The 16,877-nt window shown below is 66.2% G+C and carries 22 protein-coding genes; 9 read left to right on the top strand and 13 right to left on the bottom strand.

Translation table 11 applies throughout. From position 1 onward, the window contains the following. Positions 1 to 28: 28 nt before the first annotated feature. The 3 genes from ACSYG9_RS16095 to ACSYG9_RS16085 all read right to left on the bottom strand — a co-directional run bounded on the left by ACSYG9_RS16095 (position 29) and on the right by ACSYG9_RS16085 (position 2,896). Entirely contained in the window at positions 29 to 664 is a 636-nt protein-coding gene (locus ACSYG9_RS16095; protein ID WP_169687842.1) for a GNAT family N-acetyltransferase, read from the bottom strand. Beyond that, complete coding sequence (glp, locus tag ACSYG9_RS16090; RefSeq protein WP_454839109.1) at positions 661 to 1,923, bottom strand: molybdotransferase-like divisome protein Glp; 1,263 nt, start codon at positions 1,921 to 1,923, stop codon at positions 661 to 663. The genes ACSYG9_RS16095 and glp overlap by 4 nt, the downstream gene beginning before the upstream one ends. A gap of 61 nt (positions 1,924 to 1,984) precedes the next feature. Continuing rightward, positions 1,985 to 2,896, bottom strand: coding sequence for a UTP--glucose-1-phosphate uridylyltransferase (locus ACSYG9_RS16085; protein ID WP_247272835.1), 912 nt, complete (start codon positions 2,894 to 2,896; stop codon positions 1,985 to 1,987). A gap of 60 nt (positions 2,897 to 2,956) precedes the next feature. On the opposite strand from ACSYG9_RS16085, the gene ACSYG9_RS16080 reads away from it, so the two are divergent. From ACSYG9_RS16080 to mscL, 4 genes are all read left to right on the top strand, one after another. Then, positions 2,957 to 3,559, top strand: a complete 603-nt coding sequence (locus ACSYG9_RS16080) for a 5-formyltetrahydrofolate cyclo-ligase (protein WP_440123518.1) — start codon at positions 2,957 to 2,959, stop codon at positions 3,557 to 3,559. A gap of 68 nt (positions 3,560 to 3,627) precedes the next feature. Further along, a complete protein-coding gene (locus ACSYG9_RS16075) occupies positions 3,628 to 3,915 on the top strand; it encodes an FmdB family zinc ribbon protein (RefSeq protein WP_454839107.1) in 288 nt (95 codons plus the stop codon). Between the two features lie 112 nt (positions 3,916 to 4,027). Next, positions 4,028 to 4,780 (top strand): SAF domain-containing protein, encoded by a 753-nt coding sequence (locus ACSYG9_RS16070; RefSeq protein WP_454839105.1) that lies wholly within the window; start codon positions 4,028 to 4,030, stop codon positions 4,778 to 4,780. Positions 4,781 to 4,896: 116 nt separating this feature from the next. Then, positions 4,897 to 5,325, top strand: a complete 429-nt coding sequence (gene mscL, locus ACSYG9_RS16065) for a large conductance mechanosensitive channel protein MscL (RefSeq protein WP_454839103.1) — start codon at positions 4,897 to 4,899, stop codon at positions 5,323 to 5,325. A gap of 85 nt (positions 5,326 to 5,410) precedes the next feature. Here mscL and ACSYG9_RS16060 read toward each other — a convergent pair whose 3' ends face one another. From ACSYG9_RS16060 to mrf, 9 genes are all read right to left on the bottom strand, one after another. Further along, the gene (locus tag ACSYG9_RS16060; protein WP_247272832.1) at positions 5,411 to 6,046 is read right to left on the bottom strand and encodes an MspA family porin; all 636 of its coding nucleotides are present in this window, start codon (positions 6,044 to 6,046) and stop codon (positions 5,411 to 5,413) included. 54 nt (positions 6,047 to 6,100) lie between these two features. Next, positions 6,101 to 6,862, bottom strand: a complete 762-nt coding sequence (locus ACSYG9_RS16055) for an MspA family porin (protein ID WP_454839102.1) — start codon at positions 6,860 to 6,862, stop codon at positions 6,101 to 6,103. A 765-nt stretch (positions 6,863 to 7,627) separates the two neighbouring features. After that, on the bottom strand, positions 7,628 to 8,125 hold the full coding sequence (locus ACSYG9_RS16050; RefSeq protein WP_440123513.1) for a molybdenum cofactor synthesis domain-containing protein: 498 nt from the start codon (positions 8,123 to 8,125) through the stop codon (positions 7,628 to 7,630). Positions 8,126 to 8,199: 74 nt separating this feature from the next. Further along, positions 8,200 to 9,438, bottom strand: coding sequence for a S1C family serine protease (locus ACSYG9_RS16045; protein ID WP_454839101.1), 1,239 nt, complete (start codon positions 9,436 to 9,438; stop codon positions 8,200 to 8,202). 114 nt (positions 9,439 to 9,552) lie between these two features. Next, entirely contained in the window at positions 9,553 to 10,935 is a 1,383-nt protein-coding gene (locus tag ACSYG9_RS16040) for an ATP-binding protein (protein ID WP_440123511.1), read from the bottom strand. 8 nt (positions 10,936 to 10,943) lie between these two features. Then, on the bottom strand, positions 10,944 to 11,633 hold the full coding sequence (locus ACSYG9_RS16035; RefSeq protein ID WP_169687854.1) for a response regulator transcription factor: 690 nt from the start codon (positions 11,631 to 11,633) through the stop codon (positions 10,944 to 10,946). Positions 11,634 to 11,678: 45 nt separating this feature from the next. Next, a complete protein-coding gene (gene rpmF, locus ACSYG9_RS16030) occupies positions 11,679 to 11,852 on the bottom strand; it encodes a 50S ribosomal protein L32 (protein ID WP_454839100.1) in 174 nt (57 codons plus the stop codon). Positions 11,853 to 11,880: 28 nt separating this feature from the next. Beyond that, positions 11,881 to 12,138, bottom strand: a complete 258-nt coding sequence (locus tag ACSYG9_RS16025; RefSeq protein WP_440123509.1) for a type B 50S ribosomal protein L31 — start codon at positions 12,136 to 12,138, stop codon at positions 11,881 to 11,883. After that, positions 12,135 to 13,403: a ribosome hibernation factor-recruiting GTPase MRF gene (gene mrf, locus ACSYG9_RS16020; protein WP_440123508.1), complete on the bottom strand. Its 1,269-nt coding sequence runs from the start codon at positions 13,401 to 13,403 to the stop codon at positions 12,135 to 12,137. Before mrf ends, ACSYG9_RS16025 begins: the two co-directional genes overlap by 4 nt. Before the next feature lie 118 nt (positions 13,404 to 13,521). On the opposite strand from mrf, the gene rpmB reads away from it, so the two are divergent. Genes rpmB through rpsR form a run of 4 tightly spaced genes read left to right on the top strand, consistent with a single transcriptional unit; the run spans position 13,522 to position 14,499 of the window. After that, positions 13,522 to 13,758 carry a 50S ribosomal protein L28 gene (rpmB, locus tag ACSYG9_RS16015; protein ID WP_454842968.1) on the top strand — a complete coding sequence of 79 codons (237 nt, stop codon included), beginning with the start codon at positions 13,522 to 13,524 and terminating at the stop codon, positions 13,756 to 13,758. Beyond that, positions 13,758 to 13,922 (top strand): 50S ribosomal protein L33, encoded by a 165-nt coding sequence (rpmG, locus tag ACSYG9_RS16010; RefSeq protein ID WP_054719658.1) that lies wholly within the window; start codon positions 13,758 to 13,760, stop codon positions 13,920 to 13,922. The genes rpmB and rpmG overlap by 1 nt, the downstream gene beginning before the upstream one ends. A 2-nt stretch (positions 13,923 to 13,924) precedes the next feature. After that, positions 13,925 to 14,230, top strand: coding sequence for a 30S ribosomal protein S14 (gene rpsN / locus ACSYG9_RS16005; protein ID WP_454839098.1), 306 nt, complete (start codon positions 13,925 to 13,927; stop codon positions 14,228 to 14,230). Positions 14,231 to 14,241: 11 nt separating this feature from the next. Beyond that, positions 14,242 to 14,499, top strand: a complete 258-nt coding sequence (gene rpsR / locus ACSYG9_RS16000) for a 30S ribosomal protein S18 (RefSeq protein ID WP_054719669.1) — start codon at positions 14,242 to 14,244, stop codon at positions 14,497 to 14,499. 89 nt (positions 14,500 to 14,588) lie between these two features. On the opposite strand, the gene ACSYG9_RS15995 is transcribed toward rpsR, so the two are convergent. After that, positions 14,589 to 15,818: an IS30 family transposase gene (locus tag ACSYG9_RS15995; protein WP_454839097.1), complete on the bottom strand. Its 1,230-nt coding sequence runs from the start codon at positions 15,816 to 15,818 to the stop codon at positions 14,589 to 14,591. 145 nt (positions 15,819 to 15,963) lie between these two features. Here ACSYG9_RS15995 and ACSYG9_RS15990 point away from each other — a divergent pair, with 145 nt between their 5' ends. Further along, complete coding sequence (locus ACSYG9_RS15990; protein ID WP_454839096.1) at positions 15,964 to 16,833, top strand: hypothetical protein; 870 nt, start codon at positions 15,964 to 15,966, stop codon at positions 16,831 to 16,833. Positions 16,834 to 16,877: the final 44 nt, after the last annotated feature.

Here is a 16,877-nt window from a genome sequence, read left to right as displayed (position 1 = left end):
TCTCACGGAGACGGGCAGCGGCGGACGCTCAGGCCCAGGTCGCGCGCCCACTGCGCACCAAACGATCGGCCACCGAGCCGGGTACTTCCTCGGCCGTCATCGCAACGAGAAGATGATCACGAAACCGCCCCTGCACGTCGAGATAGCGCTGGAGCAGACCTTCGTCACGGAAGCCGACGTTGCGCAGCACGGCGCGGCTTGGCTGGTTCTCCGGACGCACCGTCGCCTCGACACGGTGCAGGCCGATGGGGCCGAAGCAGTGATCGAGCCCGAGCGCGAGTGCTGCGGTTGCGACGCCGAGTCCGTTGACCTCTTTCTCGACCCAGTAGCCGATCCACGCGGATCTCAGCGCCCCGCGCACGATGTTGCCCACCGTGATCTGACCGCAGTACCGACCGTCGAGTTCGATCGCCATCGGCACCATCAGTCCCTTGCGGGCCTCCGCGCGCAGACTCCGATACAGGCCCGGCCACACGGAGATGTGATGCCGCATCTCCCACGGTGACTCCCCCGTCGGCTCCCACGGCTCGAGGTGCTCACGGTCGCGTGTGCGCAACCGGCTCCACGCGGCGGCGTCCCTGAGCCGCACCGACCGCACCGTCACCGACCCACCCGCGACACGAAGCGGCCCCAAATCGGCCGGCCACCCGGGGTGACGACTCATCCACGTTGCCCGAGGAACGACACATCCACCGGGTCGCCCGTGCGGATCTCGGACACCTCCGGCGGAACCAGCACGAGGCAATTCGCTTCCGCAAGGGTCGCGAGCAGGTGCGACGACCCGCCCGCCGCGCCACCGAGCGCCTGCACCAGATAGTCGCCTGTCGTTTCGTCGCGCATGAGCTGCCCGCGCAGAAATCCTTTGCGCCCCGGAATCGACGTGATCGGGGCGATCGTGCGGGCCGTGACGATGCGGCGCATCGGTTGGCGTCGCCCCAGCGCGATCCGGATCAACGGACGCACCATCACCTCGAACACCACCAGGGAACTGACCGGATTCGACGGAAGCAGGAAGGTGGGCACCTCGTCGCGACCGAGCTGTCCGAATCCCTGAACAGAACCCGGATGCATCGCCACCCGCTCGACCTCGAGCTTGCCGAGATCGGTCAGGGCCTCACGGACGTCGTCGAGCGCACTACCACCGACAGCACCCGCGATCACCACGATCTCGGAGCGGATCAGCTGTCCTTCGACCACCTCGCGCAGCCGTTTCGGCTCGGTGCTCGCGATCCCGACCCGATTGACGTCGGCGCCTGCGTCGCGCGCGGCCGCAGCCAGCGCGTAGGAGTTCACGTCGTAGACCTGCCCCGGGCCGGGCGTACGGTCGATGTCGACGAGTTCGCCGCCGACCGAGATCACCGACAGTCGCGGTCGCGGATGCACGAGCACCTTGTCGCGCCCGACCGCGGCGAGCAGACCCACCTGTGCGGCGCCGATGATCGCGCCCGCACGCACGGCCACGTCGCCGGGCTGTACGTCGTCGCCGGTGCGTCGCACGTAGTCGCCCGAGCGGACCGGTTCGAAAACCTTGATCCGGGCGTCGCCCCCGTCGGTGCTCCCGAGCGGGAGCACCGCATCGGCGAGCGTGGGCAGCGGCGCACCGGTATCGACCCGCACGGCTTGCCGCGGCTGCAACCGGATGGGCTGACGCGAGCCCGCGCGCACTTCGCCGACCACCGGGAGCGTCACCTCGGCGGGTTCCTCACCGGATTCCGGATCGGGGCGCGCACCCACCGTCTGCACATCGACGCTGCGAACCGCGTAACCGTCGATCGCGGCCTGGTCGAATCCCGGTAACGGACGCTCGGTGACCACCTCTTCTGCACAGAGCAATCCCTGCGCCTCCGAGATCGCCACCCGCACAGGCCTGGGCGCAACGGCTGCCGCCGTCACCCTGGTCTGCTGATCCTCAACCGACCGCATACCGCTACCGTCCTCCAGCCCGCACTACCGCGCGTCACCGTTCACAGATCACCCGTCGACGTCATCGTTCGAGACGTTCGACCAGCCACTCACGAAGCGAGGGACCGTACTCCTCGGTGTTCAACGCAGAGTCAACCGCAGCACGCAGGTAGCCACCGGGATTTCCGAGGTCGTGTCGGGTGCCGCGGTGGACCACGACGTGGACGGGGTGTCCCTCGGAGATCAACAGCGCGATCGCGTCGGTCAGCTGGAGCTCTCCGCCCGCCCCGGGCTCGATGCGACGCAGCGCGTCGAAGATCGCGCGGTCGAGCAGGTAGCGGCCTGCCGCGGCGAAGGTCGAGGGCGCATCCTCGATGGCCGGCTTCTCGACCATGCCGAGCACCTTGAGCACATCCGGGTTGGTGGCGTCGGGCACGACCTCGACGTCGAACACGCCGTAGGCACTCACCTGGTCCTTCGGCACGTCGATCGCGCACAGCACCGATCCCCCGCGCTTGGTGCGCACCTTCTGCATGGTCTCGAGCACGCCCACGGGCAGCACGAGGTCATCGGGCAGGAGTACCGCGATCGCATCCTCGTCGTCGTCGAGCGCATCCTCGGCGCACGCCACGGCGTGGCCCAGACCGAGCGGCTGAGCCTGGATCACCGAGTCGACCTCGAGGATTCCGGACGACTTGCGGACCTTGGCGAGCAGCTCGTACTTGCCCTTCTCCTCGAGCTTGGACTCCAGCACGAGATCTTCGACGAAGTGCGCAACCACCCCGTCCTTACCGGGCGAGGTGACGATCAGCAGTCGCTCGGCACCCGACTCGGCGGCCTCCCCCGCCACCAGCTCGATTCCCGGTGTGTCGACCACAGGAAGCAGTTCCTTCGGAACGGTCTTGGTGGCGGGAAGGAAGCGCGTTCCCATGCCCGCTGCCGGCACGACCGCGGTTTTGAAATGCCGCGCGACCTCGGTCGAATTGTTCGTCATAAGCTCCAACCCTAACTTTTGCCGGCGAAGTGATGGCTCGGTGATCCTAAGGTGACGAATATGCATCCCCCGACCAAGGCCGATTGGCGCACCAAGGTCCTCGACGGACGGCGCACTCTCAGCGCCGAACAGCGCCGTAGCGAGAATGCCGCTTTGGCCACGTTAGCCGCAACGCTCGTTCCCGCTGACACGACCGTGTGCGCGTACGTCCCTGTCGGGTCCGAGCCCGGCGGCATCTCGATGCTCGACGCGCTGGCCGAGGCAGGTGCCGAGGTCCTCGTACCGGTCACCAGACCGGACACAGCCCTGCACTGGGCACATTTTCTCGGGGCCGACACACTGGCTGCGGCAGGTTTCGGACTTCACGAACCCACCGGCGAGGTACTGCCGCCCGAGACGGTGGGGCGGGCGCACACCGTTCTCGTCCCGGCACTCGCGGTGGACCGGCGCGGCGTACGACTGGGACGCGGCGCTGGGTTCTACGACCGCACTCTCCACCTGGCCGCGCCGCAGGCACGGATCATTGCGGTGGTGCGCGACGACGAATTGGTCGATGAGCTGCCCGAAGATCCGCACGACATCCGTATGGGCTGGGCGCTCACACCGGGATCGGGCCTGGTCCGTCTCGGCTCCGGCGAAGGTGCGGAACAACACAGTCCCTAGATTTGTTGGCACTGTCGACTGTAGAGTGCTAAAGCTGCGGTTCGATCTTATTCGCGGAGGAGTCACCGGTGCCCACTTATTCATATGCCTGCACAGCGTGCGACAACAAGTTCGACATCGTGCAGTCGTTCAGCGACAACTCGCTGACGGTATGCCCGCAGTGCAGCGGCAAGCTCCGCAAGCTCTTCAACTCTGTCGGCGTCGTCTTCAAGGGAAGCGGCTTCTACCGCACCGATTCGCGTAGCGGCAGTACCGCGAGCGAGTCTGCTGCTCCTGCGAAGGCCGAGACGAAGTCCGACTCCGCGCCTGCTGCAGCGTCCACGTCGTCGACCTCGACGGCCGCAGCTGCCAGCTGACATTTTCGGCTCCACGCCGGAGTTGTCCACAGCTGCCCTGTTCATCCACAGGTCGCGGCAATCCCCCGGTTCCTCAGGTCCGGCGGGCCGATCCGAGCTCTAGGTTCGGAGCATGCCCGCCGGACCCTTGTTTTCTCGAGATCTACAGTTCTTTCGAGATCGACCGCAATTTCGTGATCGTGCGCAGTTTCGTGACCGTGCGCAGCGACCCGCGTCGTCGCTCGAGCCGAGCCTCCCCGATCGCATCGGCGCCCTGCTGCGCCCCGGCTGGGCCCGCACCGTGGCCGTCAGGCGTGCGATAGCGGCACTCCTCGTCGTCCTCGCTGTGGTCCTCGCGTTCCGAGACGATTCCTCTGCCGAACGGACCGCCGTGGTGGTCGCGGCCCGCGATCTGGCGCCGGGAGTCGCGCTCACCGCCGACGACGTCGAGTTCGCCGACCGCGACACCGCCGCTCTCGCGACGGGCACCCTCACCGATATCGCCGACGCCGTGGGCCATACACTCGCCGGTCCGGTGCCTGCCGGTGAGGCACTCGTCGACACCAGGATCCTCGGCCCCAGGCTCGCGGCTGCCGCCGTCGGCGCCGATAATGCCCGCGTCGTGCCCATCCGGCTTGCCGATGCGGGGGTCGGCCGGTTGCTGCGCGAAGGCGACAAGGTGGACGTCCTGACGGTGACGGGCGAGTCCGACTCGGCGATGCCCGATGCGCACGTCCTTGCGCACGGAGCCGTAGTGGTGCTCGCTCAACATGAAGAGGCAACCGACCAGCGCGAACGCGTGATTCTGGTGGCTCTCGAACCCGAGCAGGCCGTGTCGGTTGCGGCCGCCTCACTCACCAGCGCTCTGACGGTGACGCTGCACTGACCCCCGCGATCGCTCTTCTCGGTTTATCGTCCCCATATCGGCATGTGACGTAGAACACGCATGTCGCCACAGGGTCGATTCCGCATTCGCGCGGTCCAGCCGAAAGGGAGAGCAGCATGTTGAAGGGATTCAAGGACTTCCTCCTGAGAGGAAATGTCCTCGATCTTGCCGTCGCAGTGGTGGTCGGCACCGCGTTCACCGCGATCGTCACCGCCTTCACCGAATACATCATCGACCCGCTCATCGCGGCCCTCGGCGGCGACAACGAGATGGGGTGGGGATTCCAGATCATCGCCGACAACCCCGCAACATTCATCAACATCGGCGCGGTGATTTCTGCGGCCATCAACTTCATCATCATCGCGGCGGTCGTGTACTTCGTGCTCATCGTCCCGGCCAACGCAGCGAAGAAGCGCTTCGCGACCGAGAAATCCGACGAGAAGGCCAGCGCCGAAGACCTGCTGATCCAGATCCGCGACATCCTCGAATCCCAGGCTGCGCAGTCGGGTGAGGGCGGAGCGCACGCAAAGCCACTGCCTGAGTAGCCGCTACAGGCAGACGAAGCTGGGCCCGCTCGCAGTGCGAGCGGGCCCAGCTTGTGGAGCGTCGGCTTACGCCGGATGGTCCGTCTTAGACGGTCCAGGCCTGACCGTAGGTGGTGACGTTGTCGCCGTTCGCGGTGATCGCGCGGACGAACGGACGCACCTGGACAGCGCCGAGGACGCCGGAGGCGGTGCCGTGGACGTTCGAGAACTGAACGGTCTTGAAGTCGCCGTCGAACTCGCCCTCGGCGACGACGAGCTCCTCGATGCCCGGAGCCGGGGTCAGCTCGAGCTCGGCGTACGCCTGCGGGAGGATGTCGGTGACCTTGGCCTCAGGGCCCGACTGCTTCAGCGAGAGCTCCAGCTGCGGGGTCGAGTAGGTGACCCCGATGGCGCCGTCGATGCTGCCTGCCCATGCGAACTGGTAGCCGAACTGCATGGTGGTGCCGGACTCGTCAGCAGCACCCTCACCGAGGAGGTTCACGGTGCCGCGGCCGTTGTGGAAGAACTCGCGGTTGAACGGGCTGCCGCCGAGCGCCGGGACACCCTGGATGAAGGTGTCTTCCTGCGTCACGACGACCTCGAGGCCGTCGGAGACGATGCGGTTCTGGTCGTTGACCTCGGCCGAAGCGGCACCCGAGGCACCGACGACCATGCCGAGAACGGCGGCACCGGCCAGGACGCTGTTGCGAGCGGCCTTGAAGCCACGCGACTTGATTCCCATGATTACTCCGTACTAGGTGGTGGGGATTTACTGCGGGATTGCTCGGACCGGACTCTAAAGAGTCCAGACCTGGCCGTAGGTGGTGACGTTGTCGCCGTTGTCGGTGATCGCGCGAACGAACGGGCGAACAGAAACAGGCCCGATGACGCCGGTGGCAGCACCGTGAACGTTGGCGATCTGCACTTCCTTGAAGTCGCCGTCGAAGGCGTTCTCAGCGACGACGACCTCCGCAATGCCGGGTGCCTGAGTCAGTTCGACGCCAGCGGTAACCTGCGGAAGTAGGCCTTTGACGGTAGGCGTCGTTTTGACGGTCTCTACCAACTCGTATGCAGGAACCGGATTGTTCTCAGAGTCGAGGATTGGGTTGCCGTCCTCGTCATGCTGGTATACCGGATTGCCGTCTGCGTCGAGGATCGGCTCCTGCACCTGAGCCGTTTCGAACTTGGCCTCGAGGTCCGGACTGGTCCAGCTGAAGCCGATAGCACCGTCGAGTGATGCCGACCAGGCAACCTGGTAGCCGAACTGGAACGTCGTGCCCTCGAAGTCCGCTGCGTCGGGTCCGACGATGTTGGCGAGACCGCGACCGTTGTGGAACCACTCACGGCTCAGCGGGCTGCCACCGATCGGAGGCACACCGTTGATGAAGGTGTCTTCCTGGGTGACGATCACTTCGTGGCCGTCGGAGACGATCCGGTTCTGATCATTGACCTCGGCACTTGCTGCCCCGGCCGATCCGAGAACCAGACCGGCCACAGCGGCCGCCGCCACCGTGGCGTTGCGGGCGGTTCGGAAACCGCGTCGCGTCTGAATCTTCATGAATGTCTCATCCGTTCTCTGCGTGCCGGTATGCGCGCCCGCGTCCGACAACTTGGTCGCCCTAGCCGTCCGCGAGGCGTATCCCACACAGAGCTCACCGCCGGTGGTTGCCGCCGGTGAGCTCGTTGTTGATCAACGTCCGCACGGTTTGCGTTACCGATTCGTGATCGAAGGCGGCCCCTGCGACCTTTCCTTGATCTGATCGAACCTGTCAGGAGATTAGACCGTGACCTATCTCGAGGCAATGGCTACACCTGGCCACCGGAACGCTCACGAAACACAGTCGGACACAAGTGGGAAACCTCCGATATGCGCTACCGGGATTCACCCCAAGATCCGGAACGAGCCTCGCGCATTGGTTCTTGCCACCAAGATCTGAACGTTCGTGCAGGTAATTGCTCGAATTTTGTGCACTTGAAGTGCACATACACGATGCATGCCTGTGATCATGAACACTCGTCACGCCCGCCGAACCCTACCCCGTAGGCAAACGAGACATTACGAACCGGTTGCGACACGCCGACACCGAGCCGAGCTCGGGACTTAAGTTACCCTACGCAAAGTGATTGATATCACAGTTAACCGTGATGAGGCGGAACCTGACGTTTGAGCCATTCGTCGGAGTCGCCCGATCGGTCTTCATCGACCCCGCGTTCGTCCTTCGTCGTGTCGGGAAGTGCGTCACCGAAGATCCGAGCAAGCCGCGCCCGGTCGATCCGGGCGCGGCTCTCATGGTCCGTCTTGTCCGAGTCTGCAGAGATGGTGCTACTCCTCCACCCGCGACAACTCGTCGATGACGTGGGTAGCGAGTGGCAACAGGGTCGCCATGCCGTCCCGGATCGCCGCGCGAGACGAAGCGAGGTTCGCGACGAGCGTCGAACCCGACACACCCACCAGGCCGCGAGAAAGACCGGCATCGACGGCACCCGATGCGAGGCCGGACGAGCGCAGAGCCTCGGCGATGCCCCTGATCTCATGGTCGAGCACGTCAGCAGTGGCGTCCGGCGTCACGTCGCGCGGGGTCACACCGGTGCCACCGACGGAGATCACAAGGTCCACTCCCCCGATCACCGCGGTGTTGAGCGCGTTGCGGATCTCGACCTCGTCGGCCGACACCGACACCACACCGTCGACGACGTAGCCGGCTTCGACGAGCAGTTCCGTCACCAGCGGGCCGGTCGAATCGGGGCTGTCGCCATGCGACACGCGGTCGTCGACGATCACCACGAGTGCGCGACCGGTTCGGGGGGCTTCGAATTCCATGGATCCAAAGGTAGTTCGCAGGTCGTCCGGACGCGCTGTATGTTCGACAATCTCCATGATGTCTGCCTCCTGAATCATCGGCCACCATCCGCGTCGGAGGCGGTTTCCACATCGACAGTCGTCGGGTTGTTGCCCTGCGCGTCGGTGTAGGTGACGCTCACCGTGGTGCCCGGGGCTTGCGAGCGGATCGCCGCGATCAGGGAGTCACCATCGGTTACCACCCGGTCGTCGACCTTCGTTATGACCGAACCGGCGGGGATTCCGGCACGCGCGGCGGGCCCGTCCGCAACCACCTCGACGACCGCGGCTCCGTTCACGTCCGCGCGAGCGGGCACCTGCACACCGATGAGCGCATGTGTTGCGGTCCCCGTGTCGATGAGTTCGTCGGCAATGCGCCGGGCCTGATCGACCGGGATCGCGAATCCGAGGCCGATCGACCCGGACTGCTGACCCGAGGTCGCGATCGCGGTGTTGATTCCGACCAGGTTGCCTTCCATGTCGACGAGCGCGCCACCGGAGTTGCCCGGATTGATGGCGGCATCGGTCTGGATCGCGTCGATCACGGTGTTCTGATTACCCGTCTCACCACTGGTGGAGACGGGCCGGTTGAGCGCGGAAACGATCCCGGAGGTCACGGTGCTCTCCAGTCCGAGCGGTGAACCGACCGCGACGACAGCCTGCCCCACCTGAAGGTTCTCGGAGTTGCCCATCTCGATCGGGGTGAGATCGTTGCGACCCTCTACCCGAATCACCGCGATGTCCGTGATCGGGTCGGTCCCGACAACGCTCGCCTTGGCGGACGTTCCGTCGGCGAAGGCCACGGTGAGCTCGGCGCCCGGCCCGGCTCCCGCGACGACGTGATTGTTGCTGAGGATGAGGCCGTCGGACGAGAGGACGACACCGGATCCTTCACCCGCACCCGAACGCCCGACCACCTCGATACGGACGACGCTGGGCACGACCCGCTGCGCGACCGCCTGCACGGTGCCCTCGGGAGCGTTCGCCACCGTGGTGGTCTCCGGCCGCGGAGAGTCGAGTGCATTGGTCACCCCGACGCCCGACCCGGAATCACGGACCGACAATGCACCCACCGCGCCACCGATACCGCCACTGACGATCGCCAACGCGATGGCACCCACGACGAGTGCGGTACGCCCGGACTTGCGCGGCTGCGCGGGCGCAGGCGCCTGCTGGTAGGGAGCCGTCGGCGGGGTTCCGTACTGGTGGGGCTGCTGCGGCTGCGCGGGACCGGGTTGTCCGGGCACAGGTTGTCCAGGCGCAGGTTGTCCGGAACCGTGGGTGGGGTCGGTCATCTCGTTCGTCGCCTTCGTCCTTCGAGTCGATCCGGGTGGAGGGTTCGTACTCCATCCAATATGGACCTGTCGGCTGAGAAGCTCCTGAAGAATCGGCTCACAGTTTCCTGGCAATCAGTCGGCGTCGAGCTGCGGTGTGCCCGGAAGCACGATTCGGATGAGCGCACCACCGCGCTCCGATCGGTCCACCGCGATGGTCCCGCCGTGCTTCATCACGACCTGTCGCACGATCGCCAGCCCCAACCCTGAACCGGGCATCGACCGTGCGGTGGTCGCACGATAGAACCGTTCGAACACCAGCTCCCGTTCTTCCTCGGGGATACCCGGCCCGGCGTCGTCGACGGTCAGTTCCATCAGTCCGGTGCCGATCTGATGCATCTTCACCACCACGTCCTCACCCGCCGGGCTCCACTTCGCCGCGTTGTCGAGGACGTTGACCACCGCACGGGTCAGGGTCGCGTGGTCGCCGAACACGAACCACGGTTCGGTGACGGCGGTGAAATCGATCTCGGTACGACGTCGTCGTGCTCGTTCGAGACTGCGATCGACGACCTCGGCGATGTCGACGGCCTCGAACACCGTCTCCGGTGCCTCCTCCCGGGCCAGATCGACGAGGTCGCCCACCAGTGTCGACAATTCCGCGATCTGTCCCACGACGTCCTCGCGGAGTTCGGCCATGTCATCGTCGGGCAGGCTCGGCGCACCGGGGCGACTCGCGGCGATGAGCAGTTCCATGTTGGTCCGCAGCGAGGTCAGCGGTGTGCGCAATTCGTGGCCGGCATCGGCCACGAGCCGGGCCTGCCGCTCCCTCGATTCGGCCAGCGCCCGCAACATCATGTTGAAGCTCTCGGTGAGTCGCGCCAGCTCGTCGTGCCCCGTCACACGGATCGGTCGCAGGTCGTCGGTCCTCGCGACACGTTCGGCGGCGGCGGTCAGCCGCGCCACCGGCCGCAGACCGGTCCGGCCCACCGTCGCGCCGACGGCCGCAGCGAGCACGACCCCGCATCCGCCGACGACGAACAGCACGCTTGCGAGGCGGTTGAGCACCTCACCCGTGGGCCGCAGGCGTTGCGCGATGACGATGGTGCTGCCGTCGGGGATCTGTTGCGCCAGGACCCGCTGCTGTTCGACGGTCCGCAACGACGATGTCTGCTCGCCTTCCGCGACAGCGAGTTCCGGTGCGCCGATCGGTACCGACGATCCGGGCGGCACGTAGCGTCCGAGGTCGGGATAGATGAGCGCGACGCTGATGTCGGAGCTGTAGAGCTGAGCGCCGCCGATGTAGCGGGGGTCGTAGGTGATCAGCGTGCTCGATTCGACGAGCGCAGAAGCACGAGCCTGCAGTTGCTTGTCGATGTCGGAATAGAGAGCCCGCGAAACCACCATGTAGGCGGCGATGGAGGTCACCGCGACCGCGAGGGCAACCGCTCCCGCAGCGAGCAACGTGACCCGGGTGCGCAGCGGCACCGACCGGGTCAACAGCATGGGGGGTCTCATCTGACCGCTCACGGAGGGGTCTCGCGCAGCACGTAACCGACGCCGCGCACCGTGTGGATGAGCCGTGGTTCGCCGCCCGCCTCGGTCTTGCGGCGAAGATATCCGACGTACACCTCGAGGGCATTGCCCGACGTCGGAAAGTCGTAGCCCCACACCTCCTCGAGGATCCGGCTACGGGTGAGCACCCGCCGCGGGTTCGCCAAGAGCATCTCCATGAGCGCGAACTCGGTGCGGGTGAAGCTGATCTGCCGCTCGCCGCGGGTGACCTCGCGTGTCGCGGGGTTGAGAGTGAGGTCCTCGAAGCGCATCGTGTCCTCGAGTCCACCGTCCGGATCCGGGGCGGCTCGGCGCAGCAGTGCCCGCAGCCGGGCGAGGAGCTCTTCGAGTGCGAACGGTTTGGGCAGATAGTCGTCGGCACCCGCATCGAGCCCGGATACCCGCTCCGAGACCGAGTCGCGGGCGGTGAGCACGAGGATGGGCAGGTCGTCGCCCGTGCTCCGCAGCCGACGGCACACTTCGAGTCCGTCGACGCGGGGCATCATCACGTCGAGCACCATCGCGTCGGGCCGGGCGGCGGCGACCTTCTCCAGCGCGTCCTGCCCATCCGTCGCGAGTTCGACCGTGTAGCCGTTGAAGCTGAGTGACCGGCGCAGGGATTCCCGCACCGCCCGGTCGTCGTCGACCACCAAGATGCGCATGCGCACCATTTTGGCCCCGACCGCTGAGAGGTGCCTGAGAACGGGTCAGAGTGTGTCGGGGTCTACCATTCCGAGCCGGACGGCCTTGACGAGCCGACGTGGCACGCGGTGGGTCACGCCGCCCACGGTCACCGGCACCAGATCCGGCGTTTTCGCGTGCCATCGGGACCTGCGGCTGCGCGTGTTCGCGCGGGACATGCGGCGCTTGGGAACTGCCATGTGAAGTCTCGTTTCTGTTGATTCGGAATCAACCGCGGGGACGCCGGGTGCCGTACTTGCGTTCGAACTTCTCGACACGCCCAGCGGCATCGAGGACGCGAGCCGTACCCGTCCAGAAGGGGTGCGATTCGCTGGTGACATCGACGACGACGAGCGGATAGACGTTGCCGTCCGGCCACTCGACCGTGCGGTCGGAGGTGATCGTCGAGCGCGTCAGGAACGTCGACCCCGTGTTCGCGTCCTGGAACACGACCGGGTGGTAGTCGGGGTGGAGACCGGATTTCATGCGTGACCTCTCTGTTCGGAGCCTGATTCCGTGCGTTCGGCTGCCTGCTCGACGCGAGTCCCGTCGGTCGGCAGATCTGTGCACGGGTCCTGGTGGTAGTGGCCGAACGGGTCGTCCCACGTCGGCCACAGCTCGGGGTGGACGAATTCGTCGTCGGTGAGGAGGGCGTCCCGCAATGCACCGAGCACGGTGTCGGGATCGGCATCGTGGACGAGCACGACGAGAGAGCTGTCGCGGTCTCCGTACGTGTCGCTCCAGCGCAGGGCGGCCATCGCGCGGCGGGCATCGGGGACGCGCTGCTGCTGTTCGGGTGTCATCGACGCCAGCCACGGACCCCCGTGTGCCACTCGCAGGCCACAGCCCGCCGACTCGATGATCAGCGCGGTGTCGGGCTGGGTCGCGACCCAGGCGCGACCACGAGTGCGCACGACTCCGTCGAGCAGCACGTCGATCGCCTCGTGGAGTCGCTGGGGATGGAAGGGTCGCTGCGCGCCGAATTCGAGCAGCCGGATTCCGCAGTCCTCGTCGAGCGGCGGTTGGCCACGCAGCAGCGGTGAGTGCGCATCGGAGATCTCTCCGCGCCGCGCGCCGGCCGGGATGCGTCGCAGCAGTGCCTCGACGTCGGGGCTGTTGCTCCACACGATCGGTGCGTCGGGCGCGAGCCTGGCCAGTACGGCGTGGAGCCGGGCCTGTGCCCAGCCGTCGGCTCCGGGCCGGACGACGAGTGCGTCTGCGAACTCGACCTGGCCCACCACCACCTGGGCGACGGTGCGTTCGTCGTCAGGTGTGGTCGCAATGTCCTCGTCGCCGGTGGCATCGGTCATCCATGAGGCGGCGTCCACACACGTGACGACTCCTTCGATGCGTACGTCACGAGAGGCGGGGCCGTCGATCTGCCCGACGACGTCGGCGATGATGACGTGCTCGATCGCCCAGCACAGCGCCTCGGGTTCGAGTTGCGGATCGAGGTGGAGCACGATCCGATCGACGTCGGAACGCCTGTGCAGCCGGCGCAGCAGCGGCAGGAGATCTTCCCGCAGGGTGCAGGACACGCAGGCGTGCGCGAGTTCGAGAGCTTCGTGTCGCCGATCGCCCGGTGTGGTGACGGTGCGGTGCACGATGCCGTCCCCGACATGCGCGAGGTCGTGGTGGACGACGATCGTGCCCGCCCGCAGGAATCCGTGGGCGACCTGCCCAGCACCGGCGTCGCGGGTGCCGGTTCCGCCCCGTCCCGCGACGAGTATCAGCGGTGTCCTGGTATCCACCTCTCTCCTTTCGACAATGATTGTCATTAGCCATTCGGCAGCGTACAGTCGGCCCAGCCATTTGTCGAAAATGATTGTCGTTACGCTCTGCGGAGCGGCCGACAGGAAGGACAACATCGTGTCGGCGCACTGCCAGGTGACCGGACGCTCTCCCGGGTTCGGGAAATCCGTCTCGCACTCCCACGTCCGCACCAACAGGCGCTGGAACCCCAACATCCAGCGCAAGACGTACTTCGTCCCGTCCGAGGGGCGACGCATCACGCTCACCCTCTCCGCGAAGGGCATCAAGACCATCGACCGCGACGGCATCGACGCTGTGATCGCCCGGCTGCGGGCGAGAGGAGAGAAGCTCTGATGGCACGAAACGAGATCCGGCCGATCGTGAAACTCCGGTCGACGGCCGGGACCGGATACACCTATGTCACCCGCAAGAACCGTCGCAACGATCCCGACCGCCTGGTCCTGCGCAAATACGATCCGACGCTTCGCAGGCACGTCGACTTCCGAGAGGAGAAGTAGCCGTGGCCAAGAAGTCCAAGATCGCCCGCAACGAACAGCGCAAGCAGGTCGTCGCGCACTATGCCGAGCGTCGCGCCGCACTGAAGGACACGATCCGCAGACCGACGAGCACCGCCGAGGAGCGCGCCTCAGCACAGGCCGCCCTCCAGCGCCTGCCCCGCAACGCCAGTCCGGTACGATTGCGCAATCGAGACGCTGCCGACGGTCGCCCACGCGGCCACCTGCGTAAGTTCGGGCTCTCGCGAGTACGTGTACGCGAGATGGCCCACCGCGGGGAGTTGCCCGGCGTCCACAAGTCGAGCTGGTGAGGAGCGAGAACATGGCAGTCAAACGAGGGCCGTCGAAGAAGTCGCGGGCCGTCGAGGGCCGCAAGCCGAAGAAGAATCCCCTCTTCGCGGCGAAGATCGACCACGTCGACTACAAGGATGTGAACCTGCTCCGCACCTTCATCTCCGATCGCGGCAAGATCCGCAGCCGCCGCGTCACGGGCCTGACCCCGCAGCAGCAGCGTGAGGTCGCCATCGCCGTCAAGAACGCGCGCGAGATGGCTCTGCTGCCCTACGTCAGCAGCAAGTAGCAGCCGCACCGAGGGCGCCCTTTCCGATTCGTCGGGAAGGGCGCCTTCGTCGTTGGTTGCGCAGTTGTTGTCGTGAATATCGCTTGGTCTCAGGGAGCCAATGCAACACCCGCGATCAGTTCGGCCAGCTTGTCACACGGCTTGCGCCACCCGAGAGTCTGCCGGGGACGGATGTTGAGAAGACGCTGAGTTTCTGCGAGGTCGGCATCACTGACCTCGTTGAAATTCGTGCCCTTGGGATAGAAATCCCGGATCAACCCGTTGGTGTTCTCGTTGGTGCCGCGCTGCCACGGCGAATGCGGATCACAGAAGAACACCTGACACCCGGTGGCAACGGTGAACCGAGCATGAGCGGCCATCTCCTGCCCCTGATCCCATGTGATCGTGCGGATCAACTCGGCGGGCAGGCCCTCGATCATCCCGGTGAGGACGTCCACGACCGTGGTGCTCTCGCGGGTACCCGGCAACCTCCCGAGCAGCGCATACCGGGTGGAGCGCTCGACCAGAGTGACGATCCCCGAGTTGCCGGGCCCGACCACAAGATCGCCCTCCCAATGCCCGGGCACCGCACGGTCGCTGACCTCGGCCGGCCGATCCGACAATCGGGCACCGTCGAGCCACGGGCGATTGGTGCGACGCGGCAGCTTCGAGCGCGGTACCCGGCTCGTGCGTCCCGAACGCAGGGCCTTGGCCACGGTCAACTCGTGCCGCAACGCGCCTTTGCCCTGTACGTAGAGGGCTTGGTAGATCGTCTCGTGCGACACGTGCATCTCCGGCTGATCGGGGAACAGGGTCTGAAGTTCCGCCGCGACCTGCTGCGGGGAGAACCGCAGGTTCAACAGTGCCACGACCCGGTCCCGCAGAGCCGGGTCGGCGAGCTTGCCGTCTCGTCGGCGAGGACGTCGCGCCAACGCCAGGTAGTGCGCGAGCTCGGCGTCGTAGCGACTCTCACCCCAATCGAGAACGCTGTGCGCTGTGAGCTCCCGCGAGACCGTCGACGCAGACACCCCGAGTTCTGCAGCGATCGCCCGGAGCGACATCGGCTCGGGCAGTGACCGGGCCGCCTGGATGAACGAACGGTCCGCCAGGCTCAGCCTGCGATAGGACCGGCCCGGGGTCTGGGGAGGATCGGCGTCCATCGGCACCGGCGTCACCCCGCCGATGTATCCCAGGCGTACTTCCATACCGGCCCGTTCGGCCCATCGGTTCACCGTCATCCTCGACACGCCCAAAGTGTCGCCCAGTTCCAATGCAGAGCGGCCACGGGCCAACTCACGATAGGCGGTCGCTCGAATTTCCCACGGGATCTTCCGCGTCATCTCTACACCCCTTGGTTAGGGGTGTTGCGTTAGCTCCCTGAAACCGCCTCGAAAATTGCGGCCACAACTGCACACTCGATCGAGTTATCCACAGGACGCAAATCGGTACTTCCGCCAGGTCAACGCATCGGGCAAGGTCGCGGACATGGGGGATTTCTTCTTCGACGAGCCGTTCGTCGGCACCGAAGCGGTCGCTGCGGGACGGTTGACAAAGGGGCAGCTCCGGCGCTTCCGCCGGGTACACCGGGGTGTCTACATCGATCCGACAGTGTCGGTGACACCGATCCTGCGCGCGCAGGCAGCGTGGCTGTGGGCGGGCGGCAAGGGTGTACTTGCCGGACGATCGGCTGCGGCCCTGCACGGGTGCAGGTGGATCGACACTCTCGCACCTGCCGAACTCATCCGAGGCGGTAGTCGCCGCGGATCGGCAGGCCTGGTGGTCCACGGCGACACGCTCCTCGACGACGAGGTGTGCCACGTCGACTCCATGGCCGTCACCACACCGGCACGGACCGGCTTCGACATCGGCCGATGGCTCGACCCAGACGACGCGATCGCCCAACTCGACGCATTGTGCCGCGCCACGCACCTGATTCCCCGCGACATCCTCGAGCTCGCCGGTCGTCACCCCCACGAACGTGGGCTCGTACAGCTGGGCACCGTTCTCGCGAAGGTAGACCCCGGGGCCGAGTCGATTCCCGAGTCCCGGGTGCGGCTGTTGCTCATCCGCGGCGGGCTTCCCGTCCCCGAGACCCAGCTGCCGATCGTTGACGGAGCCCGGGTCATCGCGCGAGCCGACATGGGGTGGCGGCGGTGGCGGACGGCCGTCGAGTACGACGGCACCCACCATTGGACGGACGAGCGGCAACGCACGCGCGACATCGAGCGGTACGAAGAATGTGCGTCACTCGGCTGGTCGATGATCCGGGTGAATTCCGAGCAGCTGCGCCGACGTCCGAAATCCATCGTGAACAGGGTCCGGCTCCGGCTTCGCGCAGCCGGTGCCCCGGTTTGAGCGAGCAGTACTTGTCGTGAATATCGAGTACCGACGACAACAAC

Source organism: Rhodococcus sp. SJ-2 (genome assembly GCF_053750035.1).
The sequence above is the reverse complement of the archived record's forward strand: the minus strand, read 5'-3'. Positions and strand labels throughout refer to the sequence as shown.